Origin of the sequence: Vibrio sp. WZ-1 (assembly GCF_052037695.1) — a bacterium.
Classification (GTDB): Bacteria; Pseudomonadota; Gammaproteobacteria; order Enterobacterales; family Vibrionaceae; genus Vibrio.
Map to the genome: position 1 here is coordinate 13,640 of NZ_JBQEQR010000081.1, position 22,163 is coordinate 35,802.

The 22,163-nt window shown below is 46.0% G+C and carries 16 protein-coding genes; 8 read left to right on the top strand and 8 right to left on the bottom strand.

Annotated features, from left to right (window positions below; translation table 11 throughout):
* Nucleotides 1-69: 69 nt before the first annotated feature.
* From ACTS60_RS18180 to norV, 3 genes are read right to left on the bottom strand one after another with little or no spacing between them, the layout of a single operon-like run.
* Nucleotides 70-408 carry a DUF1971 domain-containing protein gene (locus ACTS60_RS18180; protein WP_010452766.1) on the bottom strand — a complete coding sequence of 113 codons (339 nt, stop codon included), beginning with the start codon at nucleotides 406-408 and terminating at the stop codon, nucleotides 70-72.
* Between the two features lie 42 nt (nucleotides 409-450).
* Complete coding sequence (norW, locus tag ACTS60_RS18185) at nucleotides 451-1,599, bottom strand: NADH:flavorubredoxin reductase NorW (RefSeq protein WP_440889383.1); 1,149 nt, start codon at nucleotides 1,597-1,599, stop codon at nucleotides 451-453.
* 10 nt (nucleotides 1,600-1,609) lie between these two features.
* A complete protein-coding gene (gene norV / locus ACTS60_RS18190; RefSeq protein WP_440889384.1) occupies nucleotides 1,610-3,112 on the bottom strand; it encodes an anaerobic nitric oxide reductase flavorubredoxin in 1,503 nt (500 codons plus the stop codon).
* A 190-nt stretch (nucleotides 3,113-3,302) separates the two neighbouring features.
* Here norV and norR point away from each other — a divergent pair, with 190 nt between their 5' ends.
* The gene (norR, locus tag ACTS60_RS18195) at nucleotides 3,303-4,835 is read left to right on the top strand and encodes a nitric oxide reductase transcriptional regulator NorR (protein ID WP_409384186.1); all 1,533 of its coding nucleotides are present in this window, start codon (nucleotides 3,303-3,305) and stop codon (nucleotides 4,833-4,835) included.
* An 86-nt stretch (nucleotides 4,836-4,921) separates the two neighbouring features.
* Entirely contained in the window at nucleotides 4,922-5,569 is a 648-nt protein-coding gene (locus ACTS60_RS18200) for an HAD family hydrolase (RefSeq protein ID WP_010452773.1), read from the top strand.
* An 80-nt stretch (nucleotides 5,570-5,649) separates the two neighbouring features.
* Here ACTS60_RS18200 and ACTS60_RS18205 read toward each other — a convergent pair whose 3' ends face one another.
* Nucleotides 5,650-6,690 (bottom strand): lactonase family protein, encoded by a 1,041-nt coding sequence (locus ACTS60_RS18205; RefSeq protein WP_440889385.1) that lies wholly within the window; start codon nucleotides 6,688-6,690, stop codon nucleotides 5,650-5,652.
* 356 nt (nucleotides 6,691-7,046) lie between these two features.
* Here ACTS60_RS18205 and ACTS60_RS18210 point away from each other — a divergent pair, with 356 nt between their 5' ends.
* From ACTS60_RS18210 to ACTS60_RS18225, 4 genes are all read left to right on the top strand, one after another.
* Entirely contained in the window at nucleotides 7,047-8,678 is a 1,632-nt protein-coding gene (locus ACTS60_RS18210; RefSeq protein WP_440889386.1) for a methyl-accepting chemotaxis protein, read from the top strand.
* Nucleotides 8,679-9,017: 339 nt separating this feature from the next.
* Nucleotides 9,018-9,968 (top strand): HlyD family secretion protein, encoded by a 951-nt coding sequence (locus tag ACTS60_RS18215; protein WP_440889387.1) that lies wholly within the window; start codon nucleotides 9,018-9,020, stop codon nucleotides 9,966-9,968.
* A 4-nt stretch (nucleotides 9,969-9,972) separates the two neighbouring features.
* The gene (locus ACTS60_RS18220; RefSeq protein ID WP_440889388.1) at nucleotides 9,973-10,899 is read left to right on the top strand and encodes an ABC transporter ATP-binding protein; all 927 of its coding nucleotides are present in this window, start codon (nucleotides 9,973-9,975) and stop codon (nucleotides 10,897-10,899) included.
* On the top strand, nucleotides 10,899-11,996 hold the full coding sequence (locus ACTS60_RS18225; RefSeq protein WP_440889603.1) for an ABC transporter permease: 1,098 nt from the start codon (nucleotides 10,899-10,901) through the stop codon (nucleotides 11,994-11,996). The genes ACTS60_RS18220 and ACTS60_RS18225 overlap by 1 nt, the downstream gene beginning before the upstream one ends.
* Before the next feature lie 77 nt (nucleotides 11,997-12,073).
* On the opposite strand, the gene ACTS60_RS18230 is transcribed toward ACTS60_RS18225, so the two are convergent.
* From ACTS60_RS18230 to fdhF, 4 genes are all read right to left on the bottom strand, one after another.
* Nucleotides 12,074-12,445 (bottom strand): hypothetical protein, encoded by a 372-nt coding sequence (locus ACTS60_RS18230; RefSeq protein WP_010452786.1) that lies wholly within the window; start codon nucleotides 12,443-12,445, stop codon nucleotides 12,074-12,076.
* A gap of 152 nt (nucleotides 12,446-12,597) precedes the next feature.
* A complete protein-coding gene (locus tag ACTS60_RS18235) occupies nucleotides 12,598-14,412 on the bottom strand; it encodes an amidohydrolase (protein WP_440889389.1) in 1,815 nt (604 codons plus the stop codon).
* Nucleotides 14,413-14,555: 143 nt separating this feature from the next.
* On the bottom strand, nucleotides 14,556-15,491 hold the full coding sequence (locus ACTS60_RS18240; RefSeq protein WP_440889390.1) for an endonuclease/exonuclease/phosphatase family protein: 936 nt from the start codon (nucleotides 15,489-15,491) through the stop codon (nucleotides 14,556-14,558).
* A gap of 91 nt (nucleotides 15,492-15,582) precedes the next feature.
* Nucleotides 15,583-19,821 carry a formate dehydrogenase subunit alpha gene (gene fdhF / locus ACTS60_RS18245; protein WP_440889391.1) on the bottom strand — a complete coding sequence of 1,413 codons (4,239 nt, stop codon included), beginning with the start codon at nucleotides 19,819-19,821 and terminating at the stop codon, nucleotides 15,583-15,585.
* A 315-nt stretch (nucleotides 19,822-20,136) separates the two neighbouring features.
* Between fdhF and ACTS60_RS18250 the strand changes: the two genes are divergently transcribed.
* Complete coding sequence (locus ACTS60_RS18250; RefSeq protein ID WP_440889392.1) at nucleotides 20,137-20,550, top strand: hypothetical protein; 414 nt, start codon at nucleotides 20,137-20,139, stop codon at nucleotides 20,548-20,550.
* Nucleotides 20,551-20,688: 138 nt separating this feature from the next.
* On the top strand, nucleotides 20,689-22,086 hold the full coding sequence (locus ACTS60_RS18255; RefSeq protein ID WP_440889393.1) for a TolC family protein: 1,398 nt from the start codon (nucleotides 20,689-20,691) through the stop codon (nucleotides 22,084-22,086).
* Nucleotides 22,087-22,163 lie beyond the last annotated feature (77 nt).

Consider the following 22,163-nt stretch of genomic DNA (forward strand, 5'->3'; position numbering starts at 1 on the left):
CTTAATGAATAAGCTTGATAGTAAACGCCTCTTCCCGACAAATTAGCGCTGTATTAACTTCTGTATGCGTTATTTCTTCGTGTGGAACATCGCTTGTCCACTCTTGTCTTTATTCGACCAAAAATTGATGTTGAACTGAGCATCATCACTCATCTCAATACGGTGCCAATATTGCGGAGGGCTGGTAGCAAACTGGCCTGCATTAATCACCACCATCACTTCTGCTTCTGTAGCATGTTCATCAGCAAAGCCGTAGTAAGTCACTTGCCCTTCCATGACGCACAGCTGTCCAAATACACCCTCAGCAGTATTGTGATGAGTCAGTAGCGCTGGTGGTACATTCTCTTTAGTGAAGAAAGGCGTTGAACGTTGAACAGTCCAGTCTTTAGGAATTCGTAGATGCGACATAATGATACCCTCTCTAATTACAATTCTTTTCGTTTAAATCGGTTAAGCCTGAGCGGATTGAGACAACTCTCGAAGTAATGGAAATGCTTGCGTAACTTGTTCTCCCGTCACGATGAAGCCCATGAGTCGGCTATTTTCATCTTCAGCCTTTGCGGCAATACCAGTTTGAGAAATCTGCACGCTCCAATTCGTCACTGAACTAAAATCGCCCGCCAATTGAATTGGATAACTCGGCGTTTTCACCTTCACCATCATAGGCGGTAGCTTCAACTCTGCTTCTTGTCCCAATAGTTGCTTGCCTAACACATTGGCGCTTAGCACGATTGGTTGGAGATACGGCATCATTCGGCCTTGAATCTCAGCACAATCACCTAATGCAAACACATTGGCTACTGACGTCTGTAATCGAGCATCCACCTCGATGCCTTTATTGACACGCAACCCACAAGCCTTCGCTAACCAAGTGTTAGCACGTAGACCCGCCGCTGAAATCACTACATCGGCTTCGATTGCTTTACCTTTGCTCAAGCTTGCCACCAGCGAATCATCTGAGTGATTGATCGCGACAACCCCAGCCTCCAAGGCAAGTTGAATACCTTGCTGCTTAAGTTGGTTTTCGAGCGGCAATGCGACGAATTCAGGAATCAAGTTAGCGAGCAAACGGGGATTTGGCTCAACCACCGTAACCGCTTTACCACTGGTTGCGAGATCCATGGCGATCTCGACGCCGATCAAACCACCACCAATTACTAGAATTCGTTTCGCGCGGCTGATTTGCTCTTCCGCTAATTGATATTCTTGTAGCGAGTTCAGCGTTATCACCTTCGGTGCTGCATCACCAGATATTGCCGGCACAAAGGCTTTCGCGCCTGTCGCAAACACCAGTTTGGAGTAAGGATAGGTTTGACCATTGGCGACTACTTGCTGAGCTTGCACGTCGACATGCTCAATCAAGGAATGGGCGAATAGTTCGATTTTGTGTTCCTGTGCAAACGCCTCACCACTTTTGACCACTAAGTCTTGGGCGGTTTGCTTCTTGCTAAATACATGACTCAAATCAGGCTTGTTGTATTCAGCGCCATCATCGGCAGTAAACACTTGCAATGGAATATCTGCGTTCATTCGACGCACAATTTTCACCAATTGGTAAGCCGCAAAGCCACTACCAATAATCACAATGGGTGCTTGCATGTTTACCTCCTTAACCGTTGTATTCGACAAAGACGTCTTTACCCAAATGGCATTCTGGACACAAGAAGTAATCCGGAACTTCAGACCAAGCGGTACCTGGTTCAACACCTTGGTTAGGCTCGCCTTGCGCCGGGTCATACACCCAATTACAAACGGTGCAAACCATGCATTGACAATCTGCGGGATGTGCCTCGGTGCTAGGGTTGCTGGCAGCAACTTCTACTACCGCTTGTGTTGTCGCTGGCGCGATGGGTTGTGATTGAAGTTGTGGTGCAGACGCAGCAATCGCCGGAGCAAGAACAGGACTTGTCAGGTCACGCTTCGCCCACAGTTTCGCGATGTTCTGACCGTGCTCGCGGCACTCTCGCATTGCTTTACCATCTGGTCGCCATTTGGTTTTCAAGCTCACCGCTGTTTCAAAGCCTGCGTCAGTCAATCGAGCATGGATACGGTCTACCGCACCACCATTCCACCCGTAGCTGCCGAATGCAGCGGCTTTCTTCGCTTTAAAACGTAGGCCAGTAATTTCTTCTAGCATGCCAGCAATCTTAGGCATCATGACATTATTCATGGTAGATGAACCTACCAAGATGCCTTTTGAGCAGAATACATTGGCGAGAATTTCATTCTTATCTTGCTTAGATACATTGAAGACTTTGACTGCGACACCAGGATCAACATCATGAATGCCCTGTGCAATTGCATCTGCCATCATTCGAGTATTGTTCGACATCGAGTCGTAGAAAATTGTGATGCGATCTTCTTGATAATTGTCCGCCCACTCAAGGTACTGTTCGATGATTTGGACTGGGTTATCACGCCATACAATACCGTGAGACGTCGCAATCATATCGACAGGTAGATTGAAGCTCAGCACTTCTTTGATTTTGGCGGTTACCAAACTGCTGAATGGCGTTAGGATATTTGAGTAGTAACGTAGACACTGTTCCATCAACTCATTTTGATCCACTTCATCATTGAATAGGCGTTCATCGCAGTAGTGCTGACCAAACGCATCGTTACTGAATAGCACCGCATCACCAGTTAGGTAAGTCATCATGCTGTCCGGCCAATGCAGCATCGGCGCTTCCACGAACACCAATTGCTTACCGTTACCAATATCGATGCTGTCGCCCGTTTTTACGGTTTTGAAGTTCCACTCAGGGTGGTGGTGATGACCCACAATCGAATCAATCGCCGCTTCTGTACAGTAAATTGGCGTGTTCGGAATCTTCTCCATCAAAGCCGATAATGCGCCTGAGTGATCTTCTTCAGCATGGTTTACTACGATAAAGTCGATAGACTTAAGGTCGATTTCCATTTCTAAATTTTGGATGAATTGTTGACTGAATCGATGATCGACCGTATCAATCAGTACGGTTTTTTCTTCACGAATTAGATAACTGTTGTAGCTGGTACCTTTTGTCATTTTGTATTCTGTACCGTGGAAGTCTTGAACTTCCCAATCGCGTTGACCTACCCAGTGAATGTTGTTTTTTACGTGAATTGTCATAATTACTACCTTGAATGACGGGATAAACAAAAATAATTTCTTCTTGTATTGCACTGGGCGTGCCAACTTTTAATTGCTATATATTTCAATACTTTAATTCAAACCCAACTTTAACAACTGTCATTTAGACACAGTTGAAAAGTGTCATTAAGACACTACAATAGTCATATTGACACAACTGGTATTGGCTATGACTTCTTTAATCGCGCAATGGCTACACATTACGCAAGACCTTAACTCAGCGCTCACTCAACAGGCTCGCTTCGATACGTTATTAACAACGATTCGAGAGGTATTGAAGTGTGACTCTTCTGCCCTGCTTTTGTATGAAGATCAGCACTTTAAACCGTTAGCAATTAATGGTTTGGCGAAAGAAGTTTTGGGGCGCCGTTTCTCCATTGAGCAGCATCCAAGATTAGAAGCCATTGCCCGAGCAGGCGACATCGTGCGCTTTCCCTCTGACAGCGACTTACCTGATCCTTATGATGGCTTGATCCCAAACCACGAAGACAAACTGCATGTCCATTCGTGTATTGGCTTACCTTTGTTAATCGACGATCAACTGATTGGCGCAATAACGATCGATGCCTTCGACCCTAATCAATTTGATGGGCTGCGCAATCAAGAATTGCGTTTTGTCAGTGCATTGGCAGCAGGTGGCTTGCACACTGCACTCCTACTAGAGCAATTAGAAACACAAGCGAGCTTGCCACGTGACTCTTACGCTGAGAAACGTACCTTGAGCAATGAAATCATTGGTCATTCTCAAGGCATGAAAAATCTTCAAGAGCAGATTGATGCAGTCGCCGATACTGAATTGTCTGTGCTGATTACGGGCGAGACAGGAGTGGGTAAAGAGTTAGTCGCTAATGCTATTCATCATCGATCCAGTCGCTCTGGTAATACTTTGGTTTACCTAAACTGTGCAGCGTTGCCAGAATCGGTTGCTGAAAGTGAGCTGTTTGGGCACATAAAAGGCGCGTTTACTGGGGCCATCAGCAATCGAAAAGGTAAGTTCGAACAAGCCGATGGCGGCACACTGTTTTTGGATGAAGTCGGCGAACTGTCGTTAGAGCTGCAAGCCAAGTTACTTCGCGCCCTGCAATATGGCGACATCCAACGCGTAGGTGATGACCGCCATATCCGAGTCAACACGCGCATTGTCGCTGCGACCAACCGTGTTTTACATGAGGAAGTCACGGCAGGCCGTTTCCGAGCCGACTTGTATCATCGTTTAAGCGTCTTCCCGCTTCATGTTCCACCTCTTCGTGAACGTGAAGACGATGTGGTGTTACTAGCAGGCTTTTTTGCCGAACATTTAAGAAGCAAACTGGGACTGAACAGCATTCGTTTGTCCCCCACTTTGGTGCAGGCACTCAAAGACTATTCATGGCCTGGCAACGTACGAGAACTTGAACATGTCATTAAACGTGCTGGTGTTTTGGCAAAAGCACGTACCCACGCTATGAACATTGAGTTAGTTGAGCAAGATTTTGACATCCGAACACCGAATCAGAACATCAAAAACGTCGAGGAAGCGGAGCAAAACTCTGGGCTAGAGCTGCCAGAAGGCGGATTGAAAGAAGCCACAGACTCATTCCAGAAAGCAATGATTGTTCGAGCACTGGAAGAGAACCAAGGTAACTGGGCAGCAACGGCACGTCAGTTGGAACTGGACAACGGCAACTTACACCGATTAGCGAAGCGTTTGGGTATAAAGTAAAAAGCAAGTAAGTAAATAGAATAACCCAAGAAAATTCCGTTAGCTTATGTCAAAATACACTATCTCAACCGACAAGTCGTAAAGTGATGAATTACCAAGCTGCTATATTCGACATGGATGGTCTACTACTCGATACTGAGCGAGTTTGCATGCGCATTTTTAAACAAGCGTGTGAAGTTCAGAACCTACCATTTCATGAAGACGTCTACCTCTCCATCATTGGTCGCAACGCGGCTGGAATCGAGGTAATTTTCCGTAAAGCTTATGGCGAAGACCTTGATCGTCTGCACAAGGAGTGGCGCACTCGCTACAACGCAGTAGTACAACACCAAGCCATCCCAGTAAAGCAAGGGGTCATAGAATTACTGGAATGGTTGAAAAAGAATGGCATCCCGACTGCAGTAGCGACATCAACCGCTAATGAAGTTGCGAAGAAAAAACTGGAACTGGCTGGCCTAAGTAAATACTTTGACAACCTAACTACAGGTTGTGAGGTCACGCACGGAAAACCGGATCCAGAAATCTACTTACTTGCAGCAAGCCGCTTAAACGTTGACCCAACAAAGTGCTTAGCCTTTGAAGACTCCAATAATGGCGTTCGTTCTGCAGTCTCAGCTAAGATGATTACATTTCAGATTCCAGACCTCGTCGAGCCTTGTGACGAAGTCCGCGGGTTTGGTCATGCGATTGTCCCTTCACTGCATCACGTATTAGCTGAGTTAAAACTGGCATAACCAATGACCACTCATCTAACCGACTAAAAACGCTCCGACTTTCGGAGCGTTTTTTGTGAACAACAGTTATCCAAACAATTTTAGAAAGCTTGGGTATTTTTTGTATTGCTCTCAAGGATACAAACTGGCGAGCCTATTTCAATTTCAAACCCTGTTGGCTTAAACATCCCACTCTGTTCATCACGTTGGAAACTAACAATATTATTTGAATGCTGATTTGCAACAACTAACCACTTACCATCAGAACTGATCGTGAAATCTCGGGGAAACGCCCCGCCACAATCAATATCATTGATTCTTTCTGGTTGCCCACTCTTCACATCGAATAGCACAATTCTATTTTGGTGCCGACACGATACGTATAAGAATTGCTCACACGAAGAAAGCTTAATTGCAGCCGCCGCCTCTCCTTTCTCGCTATCATTTAAAAGATCACATTCATGTTCAATACACCATTCATTATCCTGTTTTGTTAGCGTAACGAGTGTTTCAGACAGCTCGCAAACGATGTAAGCAATGTCTTCGTTCTTATTTAATACTAAATGTCGAGGCCCTGCGCCCGCAGGCAATTCTATTGATTGGCGTAACTCAAATTGACTATCCGCATAGCCATAGATGTACACACGATCAGCGCCAAGATCGACAACCCATAACTCGGAACTCTGACGCAAAAACTTGACTTGATGCGCGTGCGGTGAAGTTTGTCGCTGTAAATTTGGGCCACTACCTTCGTTGAATAAGTTTGCTATCAGGTTTAATGGTTTACCCTCACTATCAAGTTGGTAAACACTCACATTCCCTGATCCATAATTAGCCACAGCAAGCAAACTCTCTGCACTGTCAGAGTCTAAATGACAAGGATAGTCGCCATTGATATCAAGATAATGAGTTTGCTGCTTGGTCAAAAAAATAAGCTGGGCGCCATCTGCTTCTTCCACTTCATTAAAACTATATAAGCCATTTTTGGTCAGGTGCAAATATGAAGGATTAGAGGTATTCAACAAAGTTGAGTGACTCGATAGTTGGCCAGTCACTGTATCTAATGAAATAGACTCAATTCCTTTGCTCAAAGAATCTGTGTATGTACCAACCAAAAAACGTAAGCTGTTGCTAACTTCCATGAAAACTAAACCTAAGAGGGATTAAAGGGATGACTTTGCCTACTCTTCGTGGGGACTGCAAGGCTATAGTTCTTGTTTCATGGTGAAATGTGACGATAAACAAAGGGAATAAATTTCTGGCATTTCACAGTTAACCACCTTATATTAATAAACTCTAAAATAACTATTTACCTAAATAATAATTGAGTTTATTATTTATATATACATTGTCCTTCACTTAAAATAACTAAATATCAATAACTTGATAACCAACTTATTTTACAGCGCATTAAAAAATTTCGAGACAACCATCACATAATATTATTATTCTAAGAATTAGAATCCGATCTTTTACAACCTATACATTCAGTGAAATTATGAATTTATCCAATTTAAGTGTTAGAAAAAAAATCGGAGCGCTGATTTTAGTTATTGCATTCTCAGTTATAGCGCTGTCATTATTTTTTGCTTCTCAAATACAATCAATTGAAGGCAAGTTGGTTGTATTTTCAGAAACAACGGTACCAAGTGTTATTTTGGTAAAGAACACCGAGATTGAACTCGGCATTCTTAGAAAAGATGAGTTTTCCCTACTTGCCAATGCTGATCACCCCGAGTTTCAAAGTTGGGTCAAAGGCTTGGAAAATACTGAGAAAAAAATTGACCAGTATTTGGATGAATATGAAAAAGGCTTATGGGACCAACGAGATCATAACGCCTTTAATAAAGTTAAAGATGCTTGGACAAAATATCGGGCATTTAACAATAACTACGCTCAATTATTACTCAATGACAATGTAGATGAAGCGAACAAAATTCTCCTCAATGGTTTCTCTACGTTTAATGAGCTATCTAACGCAATTCGTGGACTTGTTGAATTAAACCAAACGTTTATTTCTGAAGATATCAATAGTGCAAATATTGTTGTAGATAATGCCATCAAATACAGTATTGCAGCAATTGTTGGTTTGTTAGTTTTAATGTTTATTGCAGGCATGTACTTAACCAAACAAATCTGCACACCTCTTAATTATGTTGTTGAAATGGCATCAAAAATTGCATCAGGTGATCTGACTTATCAATTACCTCGCGATCAAATCGGCAATGATGAATTGGGCCTATTAGCTGATGCGTGTGTAGACATGCAAGCGAAGCTTCTTAGCCTAGTCGACAATATTGCTTCAACAACAGCTCAGGTAAGTACCGCAACGGAAGAAGTTAGCGCCATTTCAGAGCAAACTTCTTCGGGCATGGATGAGCAACAGCAACAACTCAACTTAATTGCTACTGCAATGAATGAGATGCAAGCCACGGTCAATGAAGTAGCAAATAACACGGAAGCTGCCTCGGAAACAGCGAATGGCGCTTCAAACGACGCTAAACAGGGTTTAGAAGTCGTTCAAGTGTGTATCGATCAGATTCAAGAAGCATCTGTGGCCATTCAGTCTGTTGGCACCATGGTTACCGAACTTGAGCAAGATGCATCCAACATCAGCGTTGTAGTTGATGTTATTCAGGATATCGCTGAACAAACCAACCTGCTTGCTTTAAACGCAGCAATTGAAGCAGCACGAGCTGGTGAACAAGGCAGAGGCTTTGCCGTGGTTGCTGATGAAGTACGAACTCTTGCAAGTCGTACTCAATCATCGACAGAGGAAATCGTAGCCATCATTAGTAAGCTTCAAAATTGCTCGAAAGATGCGGTCTCTTCTACAACGCATAGTAGTGACCTCATCCAGGCTTGCGTCGAGCAAGCTCAAAAGACAGGTGCAACAATTAGCCACCTTGAGCAAGGTGCTGACAACATTGCGGAAATGAGCATTCAAATCGCAAGTGCATGCAGTGAGCAAAGTTCTGTAACGGAAGAACTGCATCGTAATGTTGAGCACATTAATCAGTTCTCGAGTGAAGTGGCGACAGGCTCTCGCCAGACTGCAATTGCTTGCCAAGACTTAAGTGAACTTGCGGTAGGTCTACAAGAAATCGTTGGCCAATTCAAAACTGCGTAACCCTAGTTTATCGCCCTGATAAACTTATCTCAAAAGCCCGATGTTCCCCCTCCGGGCTTTTTATTTGCTTGCTAAACCGAAAATCGGATCCCGATCTCGATTATCCAACTAATCCTCTCTAACGCTACCTTATTTAAGCTAAGCCACTATATTTGAATAAGAATATTCTTAGAAACGCATTCAATAGTGAAGCCTATTTCGATAATTAATCAATTGATGAATATTGAAGGAATTATCTTCCTAGCCGGACAAAACTGACTCACGTTACACTGAATACCGTCCCACACTCTTCTGCAGCTTGATACGAATTCGAGCTCACCTTCTTAGAGGAAGCGTCGCATGATGAAGCGAATCATTCTGGGCTCCTTGGCCCTTACTCTTTTAACTGCCTGCTCCAAAGATAACGGCCAACAAGCCCTCGGCACACTAGAGCGTGACCGCGTAACCTTTACTGCGACCTCTAGTGAGATAATCCGCGCCCTGCCTATCAAGGAAGGTAGCCAAGTCACCGAAGGAGAAGTACTGGTTCAGCTCGATACCAAGAACCAAGAAGCCATTTTAGCTCACGCAGTCGCCGAACAAGCCAAGGCTGACGCTTATCTTTTGAAATTGACCAATGGTGAGCGACCAGAAGACATTGCCGCCGCGCAAGCACGCGTTGCCAGAGCGGAAGCTCAATTGGTTGAAGCGCAAAAGAACTACCAACGTAAAGCGGAGTTAGTTCGCAAGAAACTCATCAGCCAATCAGAAAAAGACACCGCTTTAGCAGCCAGAGATTCTGCCCGTGCAGAGTTGGACTCCTCACAAGAAGAGTTCAGCAAACTGACGGCAGGCTCTCGCCCTGAAGATATTGAACAAGCGAAAGCCGCACTCATGGCAGCAAAAGCCGATGTGGCACTGCAAGAACAAAAGCTGGCAGAACTCACCATCACTGCCACGCGTGACGGCTTACTCGACAACCTACCGTTTAACCTTGGCGAACGCGTTCCTGTTAATGGTGTTGTTGCTGTAATACAAGCCAGCCGCGTCCCATACGCTCGCGTATATGTACCAGCGAATTACCGCGTCGACTTTGTGCCGGGTAAGGCAGTCAAGGTGCATGTAGATGGCGTTGAGCAAACATATAGCGGCACCGTTCGCTGGGTTGCGACTGAGCCTTCATTTACGCCTTATTTCGCGCTTACCGAGGAAGAACGCTCCCGTTTGATGTACCTAGCAGAAGTCGACCTACAAGATTCTGCGCAATCTTTGCCTTCTGGTATCCCTGCACAAGTGGATTTGGTGGAGTAAGCCAATGACCGAATACGCAATTCAAGCTGAAAATGTGGTGAAAAAGTTTGGTGACTTCACTGCCATCAACAACATCACGCTTAATGTGCCCAAAGGCAGTATTTATGGCTTTCTTGGCCCCAATGGTTGCGGTAAATCGACAACCATTCGTGTGTTAACAGGCCTACTCAGCCCAAGCGAGGGCAATGTGGACGTACTAGGACTGGAGATCCCTAAACAATCTGAGCTTCTGCGCCTTAAGATTGGTTACATGACACAAAAGTTCTCCCTCTATGATGACCTGACCGTTCAAGAAAACCTCGAGTTTATTGGCCAAATCTTTGGTATGGAAACCAAGGCACTGAAAGCTCGTATCGAAGAACAACTATCAACCTACGGGCTCGACCAACTGCGTCAACAGCGCGTCGGCGGAATGAGTGGCGGCCAAAAGCAGCGCTTGTCTCTCGCCGCAGCGACAATGCACAAACCAGAACTGTTGTTTCTCGATGAGCCCACATCTGCGGTAGATCCAGAGAACCGACGCGATTTCTGGGAGCAGTTGTTTGACCTCTCTGACCAAGGCACGACGATTTTGGTCACAACGCACTACATGGATGAAGCAGAGCGCTGCCATCGTCTTGCGATTATGGAAGCGGGTGAAATCCGCGCCGATGGTGAGCCTGAAGAACTCATGGCACAAATGGGCGTGAACATCGTTGAAGTAAAAGCGGATAACTTACGCGAGCTGAAAGAGAAAGTCCTTCAACGTGAAGAGGTGCGCTCAGCCGCACAGCTAGGAATCCGCTTGCGCATTTTAATCCACCAGCGCATCGAACAACCGATAGAATGGTTAACCCATACCTTTCCCGAGCTTGAAGGCTGCGAGATGAACATTGCTCGTCCTAGCTTGGAAGATGTGTTTGTCAGTGTTACGGGAGAAGGTCGCCAATGATGAAATCTATTGCCCGTATGAAAGCGGTGATGATCAAAGAGATCCGCCAGCTTTCACGCGACCGCATTACCTTTGGCATGGTCGTGATGATCCCGCTTATTCAGCTTTTGCTGTTCGGCTTTGCCATTAATACCGATATTCGCAACATTCCCGTTGGTGTCGTCGATCAAAGTGGCAGTACCGCCGGGCGCGTGATCACCGAATCCGTCAAAGTGACTCAAGTGGTCGATGTGGTAGAAACCTTCGCTACCGCAGAGCAAGCAGAACAAGCCATTCAGGATGGTATTGTTCGTGCGGCTTTGATTCTGCCTAGCGATTTAACCCAACGTATGGTGCAAGGTAGAGAGCTTGGGCAGTGGATTGTGGACGGTTCAGACACCATGATCAGCTCTGCGATTCTTTCTCTGCAAACCATGCCGTTGACGGATTTTGATTTTGAGATACGCCCAGCTCCAACCAAAACCTTTGAAGTTGCGCTGTATTACAACCCGAGTCGCCGCTCAGCGGTGAACATTGTTCCCGGTTTATTAGGTGTAATCCTGACCATGACGATGATTTTGTTCACCAGTGCAACCATTGTTCGAGAGCGGGAGCGAGGCAATTTGGAGCTACTGATTACGACGCCAATCCATTCCATTGAACTCATGGTGGCAAAGATCATTCCCTACATCTTCGTTGGTTTAATTCAGGTGTTCATCATTCTTGGTCTAGGTCACTGGATATTTGGCGTGCCGATAAACGGTGCCATTAGTCAGATCTTGTTCGGAACTCTACTATTTATCGCCGCGAGTCTAACCCTAGGTCTGGTGATCTCAACCATCGCCACTACACAGCTTCAAGCGATGCAAATGACAGTGTTTATTCTGCTGCCATCCATTTTGCTATCAGGATTTATGTTCCCCTATGAGGGGATGCCCGTTGCAGCACAATGGATATCCGAAGCGCTCCCAGCGACTCACTTTATGCGCATCATTCGCGGTGTGGTGTTACGTGGGGCAGATTTGATGGAGCTTTGGCGAGATACGCTTTGGCTGCTTGGGTTTACCGTTATCGGTCTCTTTGTTGCTTCACTTCGCTTCAAGAAGTCACTCGATTAACCTACCAGGTTCCAGAACTAAAAACGCCTCCAAATTTGGAGGCGTTTTTATTGAATCATTCAATCATCATAGCGAAATCAGTAATACTCACCCAATGAGCAATCGTGCAAATCGGAAATACTATAGTTTCTTAATGAATTGATTTTAAAATTAAAAATCACTTCTTTGCAGACATTGTGTCCCCGCTCACTATAGGTGATGTACCCTTCACTATAAGCTCTCTGTCCATCAGATGACGTTACATGGGCAGCAAACTCTAAATGCGCAGTATGTGCGTGAACACGTTTTTTACTCTCATACATATCAAGCCATTCTTCTCGATTGGCCATTTGCATCAACATCGACTCAGCTTGCGACTCTAACTGCTGTGGATACACATAAAATCGATTGTAGGCAAAGTACGAGCTCATCAAAAAAAGTATTAACACTGCTGAGGCTGTTCTTGTCATAGAAGCTTCCTCTTATCTTTATGAATTTTTTATACTCATAAAGTTTAGGTTATGAAACTGACTTGAATAACAGCTTACAGTCAGAATCAGTCAATTCTATGACAAGCAGCCCCTTTATCTAACCTAATTCTAAATAACTAGACACTCAGTACTTACTTATCGATAGGGAACAACTTACTTTCGAAGACAGTTGCATAAATTGGCACATCTTTTAGCTTGTTGATATCAATTTTGTAAGGGTCTTCTTCAAGTACCGTAAAGTTGGCTACTTTCCCAACTTCAATACTACCGAGCGTATCTTCCATGCCCCAAGAATATGCTGCTTCAATGGTAATGCCTTTTAGTGCGGCTTCACGAGAGAGCGCAAGATCTTTACGCAGCACATTACCGTTGTTGGTTTGACGTGTCGCTGCACTCCATGCAAGTAATAGAGGGTCAGCCGGAGCCATTGGCATGTCTGAATGTAGAGAAACTGGGATCTGCTCTTTCTCGATCGTCGCCAATCGAACCATAGCGTGCGCACGCTCTTCACCTAACCCTACTTCACCAAAACGGTCACCAAAACCCGTTACGTAATATGGGTTAACACTAATAATCGCACCGAGCTCTTTCAGTTCCTTGACTTGTTCATCAGTTGAATTGGCGAAGTGAACAATCGTAAAACGGTGGTTCTCACGTGGGTATTCCGCTTGACGACGCTTCAATATTTCAATCAGCTTTTCTACGCCTTCATCACCGTTTACATGAACAAGAATTTGGTAATCCTTCTCCCAGAACAGTTTAGTAATGTCTTCCACTTCTTGAGGGCTTTGAATCCACTCGCCATGGTGCCCGTCAAGATAACCATCTTTCATCATCATCAGCTGAGAAATGATCGCACCATCAAACAACAGCTTAACTTGTTTTTTGAAGAAGCGAACTTTGCCTTCATCAGGGAAGGTTTGGGTGATCTCTTCAACCGCTTGAACCACACCCTCTTTGCCTTTCAAGAAGTACGGTGACTTACTCTCTGGTGTAAAGAAGGAATACATTGGCGTTTCATCAGCCCCCAAGATCTCTTTGTACAGGCCCACCATATCCTCTGGTATAAACGCGCCAGGTTCGTTGTAAGCCGTCACCCCTTTCTCGTGCAGCATTTCTACCATTTGCTCTAGTCCGGCACGGAATCTTGCTTCACTACCAAGATCTTTGTAGATACGTGGTAACAAGTAAATCAATGCGCCACCTTCCCAGAAATGCCCATTTTCCAGATCTGACTGAGCTGCTACCTCTTTACCTTGCTTATCGATGCCTGCTTGGTTAAGACCAAACTTCTCAACAAACGCCGTGTTTACATAGAACTCATGTGCAGATCGATGCCATACACCGATTGGACGTGTTTTCGAGATCTTATCAAGATCAGCGCGCGTTAATTCACCATGGAAGAAGTTGTTGTAACCCCACGTCCACAACACTTCATTTGGATCCTTCATCTCTTTTTCAACAGCAGTCAGCGCGGCCAGATACTCTTCATGTCCATTCACCGCAGGCCATGTACGACTTGGTAGCTGCCATTCTTCAGGGGCAATGACTGGCATGCTCAACGTAAGAGCGCCAAGAAACGGATGCAAATGTTGCTCAATAAAGCCAGGCATGATCACCTTGTCTTCTAAATCGATTTTATCCGCATTTGGGAACTGCTTCAGCGCCTGCGCTTCTTGTCCAACAAAGACAATCTTACCGTCATCGTCCGCTACAACCGCCTCTACACGAGGTTGGTCTTCGTCCATTGTGATGATGGTATCAGCCAGATAGATCGTTTCACCACTTTCCGCAGGCGCAGTTGCTTGAGCTTGCTCTTCTACCTGAGCCTCAGGTTTTGGCTCTTGTTGTGGTTGTTTCGCTTCTTCCGCAGGACTACATCCTGCCACAGTTCCAATTAAGCCTAAGATGGCACCTGCTAGTAACGTTCGTTTAAATGGTTTCATGTACTTACCTTATATCGCCAGTTTAATACTGCTGTAGTTATGGAATCCCGTTCCCAAAAGAAAGGGGCATGGTGTATAAAGTAAAGACCGCTTTTGTCAGCATTGAGCTGATTTCCCTCACAGTCTTGAGAATGAAACAGGAATTAATTCAGAACGTTACCTATCACCGTGGTGACCAAGCGGTGATCAGAACCATTTGGTTGACTTGTCGATAGGCGAGTACAGATTTGTCTGTCCGTTTTTTCTGATTTAAGCCAAAGGTGATCAATCCCAATCATGGCAAAGGATGGGACTGATACTCCTTTTATCGACGTTGGCCAACTGGCGACCGGTCGGGATTGGAAACGAGAGAACAGCTTGCTAAACCTTGGGCTTGTGGCTGAAAGGTTGAAGTCCCCAATCACAATCATTTCCGGTGTTGGGTACAAGTCAGTAAGGGTTTCTATGGTTCGAATCAGTGCATTTCTGCGTTGCCATAACGGCTCAGTTCTTGGGGAAGGAGGATGTGCCGTCATTAAGGTTATAGGCTCATCCACTTGCCATACAGCGCGAATCACCTCTTGCCCATCTGGGGTATGGTAAATCGACACATCTTCTAGAGGGTAACGGCTGAGAATCATTTGATTAGAGGGATAACCGACACCACGCTGCCCGCCATAATAGAAAGGATAAACATCATCGAGAAGGTGAAGTTTCTGTCCTACTTGTGGCGAGAGTTCTTGCATCACTACCAGATCAGCAGGATGTCTAAGCAAATAGTTAATGAACTGGTTGATGTCCGGATTTTCGTAGAACAAATTGAATTGAACAATCGTCAGCGGGTGTTCACAAGCCTTGCTGATATTGATTTGGGTCGGTAACAGGAACGGAACAAAAGCACCGCTGATCGCGATTGCAGTAAGTGCCTTCGCCCAACGACGACAAGCCAAAAGCACGAGAGCGAGACAGAAACAGACGAATAAAATGAGGGCGGGAATCGAGGTTAGATTCTCCGCCCACCAGATATCATGGTATTGCCTTACCACCAGCCAAATTGAAGCGGGTAAAAACAGCACAATCCATTTAATGACTCTTAGCACACGCACTGCTCGTTTAGCGATTACATATCATAAGCTTATATGTAGTTTGCTAACTCGCCAGTGCGTCGCTGTCATTACGCAACTGATAAACTTAAATGGTATGAACCGCTTCCGTTGCTGGCTCTCCGTGCAACGCTTTTTCGCTCACTTCCACTTTAACCGCAGCGACCTTGAACTCAGGGATCTTCGCATGCGGGTCAGTCGCGGTTGTCGTTAGGCGGTTCACAGGCGACTCAACAAAGTGGAATGGAATGAACACCACACCTTTTTGAATACGCTTAGTCACAAAGGCATCAATCTCGATACTGCCGCGACGCGTAGACACCTTCAAACGCTGACCATTACTGATTCCTAGCGCTTCGGCGTCTTCCACACTCACCATAGCACGTGGACCCGCAAGGTTATCCAACCCTTTGGTTTTGCGCGTCATGGTACCCGTGTGGAACTGCTCAAGCACACGACCCGTGGTTAACACAAGCGGGAACTCTTCATCCGGCAACTCAGCTGCATAACGGAACGGAACCCCCACCATTTGCCCTTTACCACGAGTAAACTGGGTTTGGTGCATGATACGAGTACCCGCAGGGTTGTTCTTGTTGCTCGGCCATTGCACACCGTTTGGTGTGATTGCATCCCAACGAAGACCCGCGTACTGAGGCGTCACACGTGTGATTTCGTTAGTGATATCAGACACGCAATGGTAGTCCCAATCACTGCCCATCGCATTAGCGATCTCTTGGATAATCCACCAGTCTTCTTTCGCTTCGCCCGGAGCCGTTACAACCGGATTAACACGCTGAACACGACGCTCAGTATTGGTGAAGTGACCCGCTTTCTCAGCAAAAGAGCATGAAGGCAGAACCACATCCGCGTATTGCGCAGTTTCAGTTAGGAAGATGTCTTGAACCACCAAGAAATCGAGCGCTTCCAAACCTTCAATGACGTGTGCTTGGTTCGGATCACTCAACACTGGGTTTTCCCCCATGATGTAAAGACCGCGAACGTCACGATGGCAAGCCGCATCGATGATTTCTGTCAGGGTTAAGCCTTGTTCAGAAGACAGGTTTGGTGCATTCCATTCAATCGCAAACTTCTGACGCACAATTGGGTTGTAAACCTTTTGATAGCCTGGGTAGCTGTTTGGCAATGCACCCATATCACACGCGCCTTGAACGTTTGATTGACCACGCAGTGGGTTAATACCGCCACCTTCAATCCCGATGTTGCCACACAGCAATTGCAGGTTAGCGATAGAACGTACGTTGTCATGACCTGTCGTGTGCTGAGTAATACCCATCGAGTAGTACACCGCCGTACGATCTGCCGTACCGATCATGCGCGCCATTGCTTGAATATCTTCGGCTTTAACGCCTGTGACCAGTTCCACTTTATCGAGATTGTAAGCTGGCGACATCACTTCTTGCAGCAAGGTATCAAAGCCGTCGACACGCTCTTCGATGTATTCTTGATCGTACCAACCGTTCTTGATGATCTGCTGCATGACACCGTTTAGGAGCATCACATCCGTACCCGGACGGTGCGCCATGTAAAGCTCAGCATGCTCTGCCATATCGACACGTTTCGGGTCAGCCACAATCAAACGTGCTCCGTGGTGACGAATCGCCTGTTTGATGTGTGAAGCGATGATCGGGTGCGCCGATGTAGTATCTGAGCCGATAATAAAGATCACATCCGAGTGCTTAATGCTTGGAATGTCGTTGGTCATTGCACCACTACCCAGTGACGCCTCAAGACCCGTTACACTCGATGCGTGACACAAGCGCGCACAGTGATCGACGTTATTGGTGCCCAGTTCACGACGGACAAATTTTTGGAATGCGTAGTTGTCTTCGTTGGTGGTTTTCGCTGAAGAGAAACCGGCCAATGCGTTGCTGCCAAAATCTTGCTTGATGCCAGAGAACTTGCTCGCAATCAGTTGAATCGCCTCTTCCCAGCTTGCAGGCTGCAACCAACCGTCTTTGCGGATCAATGGCGTGGTAAGACGCTCTTCACTGCCAATGAAATCAAAACCAAAGCGACCTTTCACGCACAGCATGCCTTGGTTCACCGGTGAGTCTCCGCCTTTCACGTAGCGAATCGTATTGGTTGTCTCGTCCACAAACATGGTCAACTTACAACCCACACCACAGTATGTACAAATGGTGTCGACCGCTTTCAGATCTTCGATACGACCTTGCGAACGGTCACGACTATCGACCATCGCGCCCGTTGGACACACTTGAACGCACGCGCCACATTGCACGCAGTTCGAATCGCCCATCAGAGTTAAACCATTCTTATTCGAACCAAAGTGTGGACGATCGTCAGGACGTAATGCCGGACGACCTTGTTTATCGCACACAAAGTTCAGTACACCGTGCACAGCTTTGTCGCGGCACGCTTGGATGCACTGACCACAGCTAATACAGCGGTTAGCATCAAACTCAATAAACTCAGAACTGCGGTCAACTTCGTACTTATGACGCAAGTCTTTCGCACGAAGATCTAACCAATCTTGATGCGATTTGATCTGCAAGGAGAAATCAAAGCTTTGCTCAGCTTCATATTCGGTGGAGTAATCACGCAGCGCACAATCGGTATTTGCCTGACAGCCACACTCTAGACAGCGTGCAGCTTCCTTCATCGCTTCTTCGTTATCAAAGCCCAACTCCACTTCAGCGAAACTTTGCTCGCGTTGTGCTGGAGTCAGTTCAGGCATGATAGAGCGAGCAACTTTCTGGATGTTCTCGAAGTGAAGTGGATCGACTTGAGAGAGTTTCTTCTCTTTGCGCGAGTTGAACGCCACCTTTGGCATATCTGCCATATCGCCATTCAAAAATAGATCAATGGCTTTTGCCGCAATGCGACCATCACCCACGGCTTCAACGGCCGTTGCTGGACCACGGCGGAAATCACCAATACTGAAGATGTTGCCCGTGCCTGTGTGCATGGTCTTTTCATCTGCATCGGAGGTGTTCCAACGCGTTAGCGGAATCGACAAATCTTCGCCTTCGAGGAAGCTCAAATCAGGCTTTTGCGAGACTGCCGCAATCACAGTGTCGAATTCTTCGGTAAAGAACTCACCGGTTGGTTTTGGACTTCGACGACCAGATGCATCTGGCTCACCCAACGCCATGCGCTCTAGACGAATCGCATTCACGCGTCCGTTTTCATCGGCAAGGTTTTCCGCAGGATTGGTCAAGAAGTGGAATTTAACCCCTTCGTGTTCCGCTTCGACAATTTCGTAGTCTTCCGCTGGCATTTCGTCACGAGTACGACGGTAAATCAATGTGGTGTCTGCACCAGCTCGACGTGCAGTACGAGCACAGTCAATCGCCGTATTACCGCCGCCGATAACCGCAACTTTCTGACCTGTGACGTAGTTTTGCTCCGTCACATAATCTTTGAGGTAATCCACACCTAGGTAGCAGCCTTCAAGGTCGCTACCTGCGTAATGCATTTCCACCGCTTGAGAAGCACCGACCGCTAAACAAACCGCATCGTACTCTTCACTCAATTGAGAGAGCGTGAAATCCACACCCAGCTTTTGATTGGTACGAACCTGCATGCCATTGCGGCACATTAATTCAACTTCTTTATCGAGAATGTCTTTTGGTAGGCGGTATTCAGGAATGCCATAACGAAGCCAACCGCCCGCTTTTGGCATGGATTCAAATACAGTAACGTCATAGCCTTCATTCGACAGATAATAGCCTGCTGTCAAACCACCTGGGCCACTACCGACAACCGCAATATTCAAGCCTTTGCTTGGTTTCTTTTCAGGAACGTAGGCTTCATGCGCTGACAAATCCGCATCCGCGGCGTGACGTTTAAGCTGACGAATAGCGATAGGCTCGTCGACTAAAGAGCGGCGACATTCGCTCTCACAAAATGCCGGGCACACACGGCCAATCGATAGCGGCATAGGCAGTGTACGTTTAATCACTTCAATCGCTTTTTGATGATCGTTTTGTGCGATGTGATAAAGGTACGATTGAATATCCACGCCCGCTGGACATGCTGTTTTACATGGCGCTTCACAGTCGGCGTAATGATCGGTCATGATGCGATTCAACGCTTTTCTACGGTGCTCGCTTAATTGCTCTGATTGAGTCACCACGTTTAGACCACGGTAAACTTCTAGTTCACACGCGCGTTTCGTGCTGCCACTTTCAACTTCGACAACACACAAATCACACGGTACTTTTTCATCGCTTTTGTTCATTCCGCACAGTGATGGGATTTCGACCCCACACACTTTTGCTGCTTCTAAAAGGGTCAGCCCCTCTTCTACAATTCTATATTTTCCATCGATGACAATTTCTATCATACAACCTCCGCAGCAAAGCAAATCCACATCTGCCAAAATAAAGCCATGCATTCTATAAGGATAAACATTTGTTAGACAAGGTGGTGTGATACAAAACTTATAAACCACATTTTTTTCGTGTCATAAAAAGCATGAGCTTCTGTCATGAAGTATCACGAGTGAGAACTCAACAAACGTTTTACTCCCTCGATTGTGCGAAAAGTTGTTGGTTGAACTATTTTAAAATGAACACAAATAAAACATTGACCTTCCCCTTAGGTTAACCTTTAGAATGTCAAGGTTTTCATCATTTTCATCAAGTCGATAGGAATTAGTATGCACCTAAAATCAATGCATACAATTTGGTTAACTCTCTTTACTATGCTGGTACTCTTGGTATCGAGCGTAGCGAATAGTGAGCCTTTGATGAACATGCAAATGATGTCAAAAGGCATGATGAATCATGGTCAATCTATGATGAAAAGCGACAGTGAACACTGTGGCATGCCCGATATGATGAACATTGCCATGACTGAAGATGGTGATGTGGCCGAAAACAATATGGACTGCGGAAGTGGCTCAGGTATGGCTCATACTTGCTGCACTGCGGCATGTACGATTGTTTTTGTCCCTCTTCCTATTCCTGTAAATTACACATCGCAAATAGTTTATCGCGCAGCAATTTCCCCTGAAAAGATTTCCCCAGTCGTACACGTCAGCCAAGATTTGTATAGACCGCCTATAGTTTAAATCAGTCAAGCATTCGACCCTGCGAGTATCTCGTAGGTTGTTTTAATGCGCCAGAGCGATGGCGATAAGACTGATTTATTGTTCTAGCGATAGCCCAAATCCGTCCTCCATCGATCCGGCGAACACTGGATTTAGATTATGGAATTCAAACCATACAATCAATTAGCATCAGTATGCTCCCTAGCCTTGGTTTTTGCACCTGCTGTAGTGAATGCCACAATACCAAGCAAAGAAACCAAAGCAGCTAACCTGTCTACACCAGAGATGCGTACCTCCACGGATAAACTCGCGCAACTGATTAATGTTGCCTTGAGTAACGATGGCAACCGCAAGCAATATTCAGCGCAATCTGCAGCCATGCGTGAAACGGGTGTCGCAAGTTCAACCTTAATGGACCCGAAACTGAAAGTGGGTTTCGGTGGTTTACCTGTCGACAGCTTCAAGTTCGATGAAGATCCAATGACCAACATCTCTGTTGGGTTGATGCAGCAGTTCGAACGTGGCTCTACGCTTGATTTACAGCAGAAGAAAGCCAATCAACAAGCCAACGGCCTTGGGCTTCAAGTTCACGCTCGTGAACTTGAGGTGGCCAACAGCATGACTCAACTTTGGCTAGAGCTTGGCTATCAGCAACAAGCTGAGCAAATCTTGCGAGAAAACCGTAAGTTGATGAAGGAAATGGAAAGCTTTATTCAAACCAACTACTCGATTGGCAAGAGTGAAGCGCAAGATCTACTCAACGCGCAACTCCAAGTAAGTAAGCTGGACGAGAAACTGCAAGCCAATGCGCAAATGCAGCGACGCCTTACCTCTCAACTATCCGAATGGTTGGGTTCAGACTGGTTAGCGAACGAGCAGGCTCTGCATGCAAGTAATCAACTGAACTGGGACACACTCAATAACAAACTTGCGTCCAGTATTGATTCTACTAAGCACTACCAACAACTCAGCCAGCACCCAATGGTTAAAATGGCAGATGTGAGTATTTCTACCAATAAAACTCAGGTCGAAATTGCTGAGCAAGCCTACAACCCTCAGTTTGGTGTCGAGGTGATGTACGCTTATCGTCAAGCCAACAATATGAAGGGCGAGCCAGCGTCAGACTTGGTCAGCGCTTATCTCACCATGGACATTCCTTTGTTCACTGGTGACCGTCAAGATCGCAATCTTGCCGCTGCTCAGTACCAAGTTGGCGCTGCACAATCACAAAAAGACACCTTATTGACGCAAATGAACGCCAAAGTGAATACTTTGTTGGTTGATCGCGGCAACCTAACCCAGCGTCTAGAACGTTATCAATCCACCTTATTACCTCAAGCAAAAGCGCGCATTCATGCCGTGGAGCGAGGTTACCAAAACAACACCGCACAGTTTAACGATGTGATTTCTGCCACGACTGATGAGTTGGCATTACAGCTAGAGCAACAACGTCTGTTGACCGATCTCAACATCGCAAACAGCAATTTAGCCACCCTACTCGGCGGCTTCGACTATCAAGTAGCTTCCCCTGAAGCTCGCTCTATCTCGGCATATTAATTTGTAATTCCCCAAAGCGATTGGGGCTGCAGCGATATGCAAACAAGAGCAATCGAAAACACTGTAGCGTCAAATAA

Excerpts from the sequence above, each read along its gene's own strand:
- ACTS60_RS18180 (WP_010452766.1), bottom strand. The coding sequence starts at position 408 with ATGTCGCATCTACGAATTCCTAAAGACTGGACTGTTCAACGTTCAACG.
- norW (WP_440889383.1), bottom strand. The coding sequence starts at position 1,599 with ATGCAAGCACCCATTGTGATTATTGGTAGTGGCTTTGCGGCTTACCAA.
- norV (WP_440889384.1), bottom strand. The coding sequence starts at position 3,112 with ATGACAATTCACGTAAAAAACAACATTCACTGGGTAGGTCAACGCGAT.
- norR (WP_409384186.1), top strand. The coding sequence starts at position 3,303 with ATGACTTCTTTAATCGCGCAATGGCTACACATTACGCAAGACCTTAAC.
- ACTS60_RS18200 (WP_010452773.1), top strand. The coding sequence starts at position 4,922 with ATGAATTACCAAGCTGCTATATTCGACATGGATGGTCTACTACTCGAT.
- ACTS60_RS18205 (WP_440889385.1), bottom strand. The coding sequence starts at position 6,690 with ATGGAAGTTAGCAACAGCTTACGTTTTTTGGTTGGTACATACACAGAT.
- ACTS60_RS18210 (WP_440889386.1), top strand. The coding sequence starts at position 7,047 with ATGAATTTATCCAATTTAAGTGTTAGAAAAAAAATCGGAGCGCTGATT.
- ACTS60_RS18215 (WP_440889387.1), top strand. The coding sequence starts at position 9,018 with ATGATGAAGCGAATCATTCTGGGCTCCTTGGCCCTTACTCTTTTAACT.
- ACTS60_RS18220 (WP_440889388.1), top strand. The coding sequence starts at position 9,973 with ATGACCGAATACGCAATTCAAGCTGAAAATGTGGTGAAAAAGTTTGGT.
- ACTS60_RS18225 (WP_440889603.1), top strand. The coding sequence starts at position 10,899 with ATGAAATCTATTGCCCGTATGAAAGCGGTGATGATCAAAGAGATCCGC.
- ACTS60_RS18230 (WP_010452786.1), bottom strand. The coding sequence starts at position 12,445 with ATGACAAGAACAGCCTCAGCAGTGTTAATACTTTTTTTGATGAGCTCG.
- ACTS60_RS18235 (WP_440889389.1), bottom strand. The coding sequence starts at position 14,412 with ATGAAACCATTTAAACGAACGTTACTAGCAGGTGCCATCTTAGGCTTA.
- fdhF (WP_440889391.1), bottom strand. The coding sequence starts at position 19,821 with ATGATAGAAATTGTCATCGATGGAAAATATAGAATTGTAGAAGAGGGG.
- ACTS60_RS18250 (WP_440889392.1), top strand. The coding sequence starts at position 20,137 with ATGCACCTAAAATCAATGCATACAATTTGGTTAACTCTCTTTACTATG.
- ACTS60_RS18255 (WP_440889393.1), top strand. The coding sequence starts at position 20,689 with ATGGAATTCAAACCATACAATCAATTAGCATCAGTATGCTCCCTAGCC.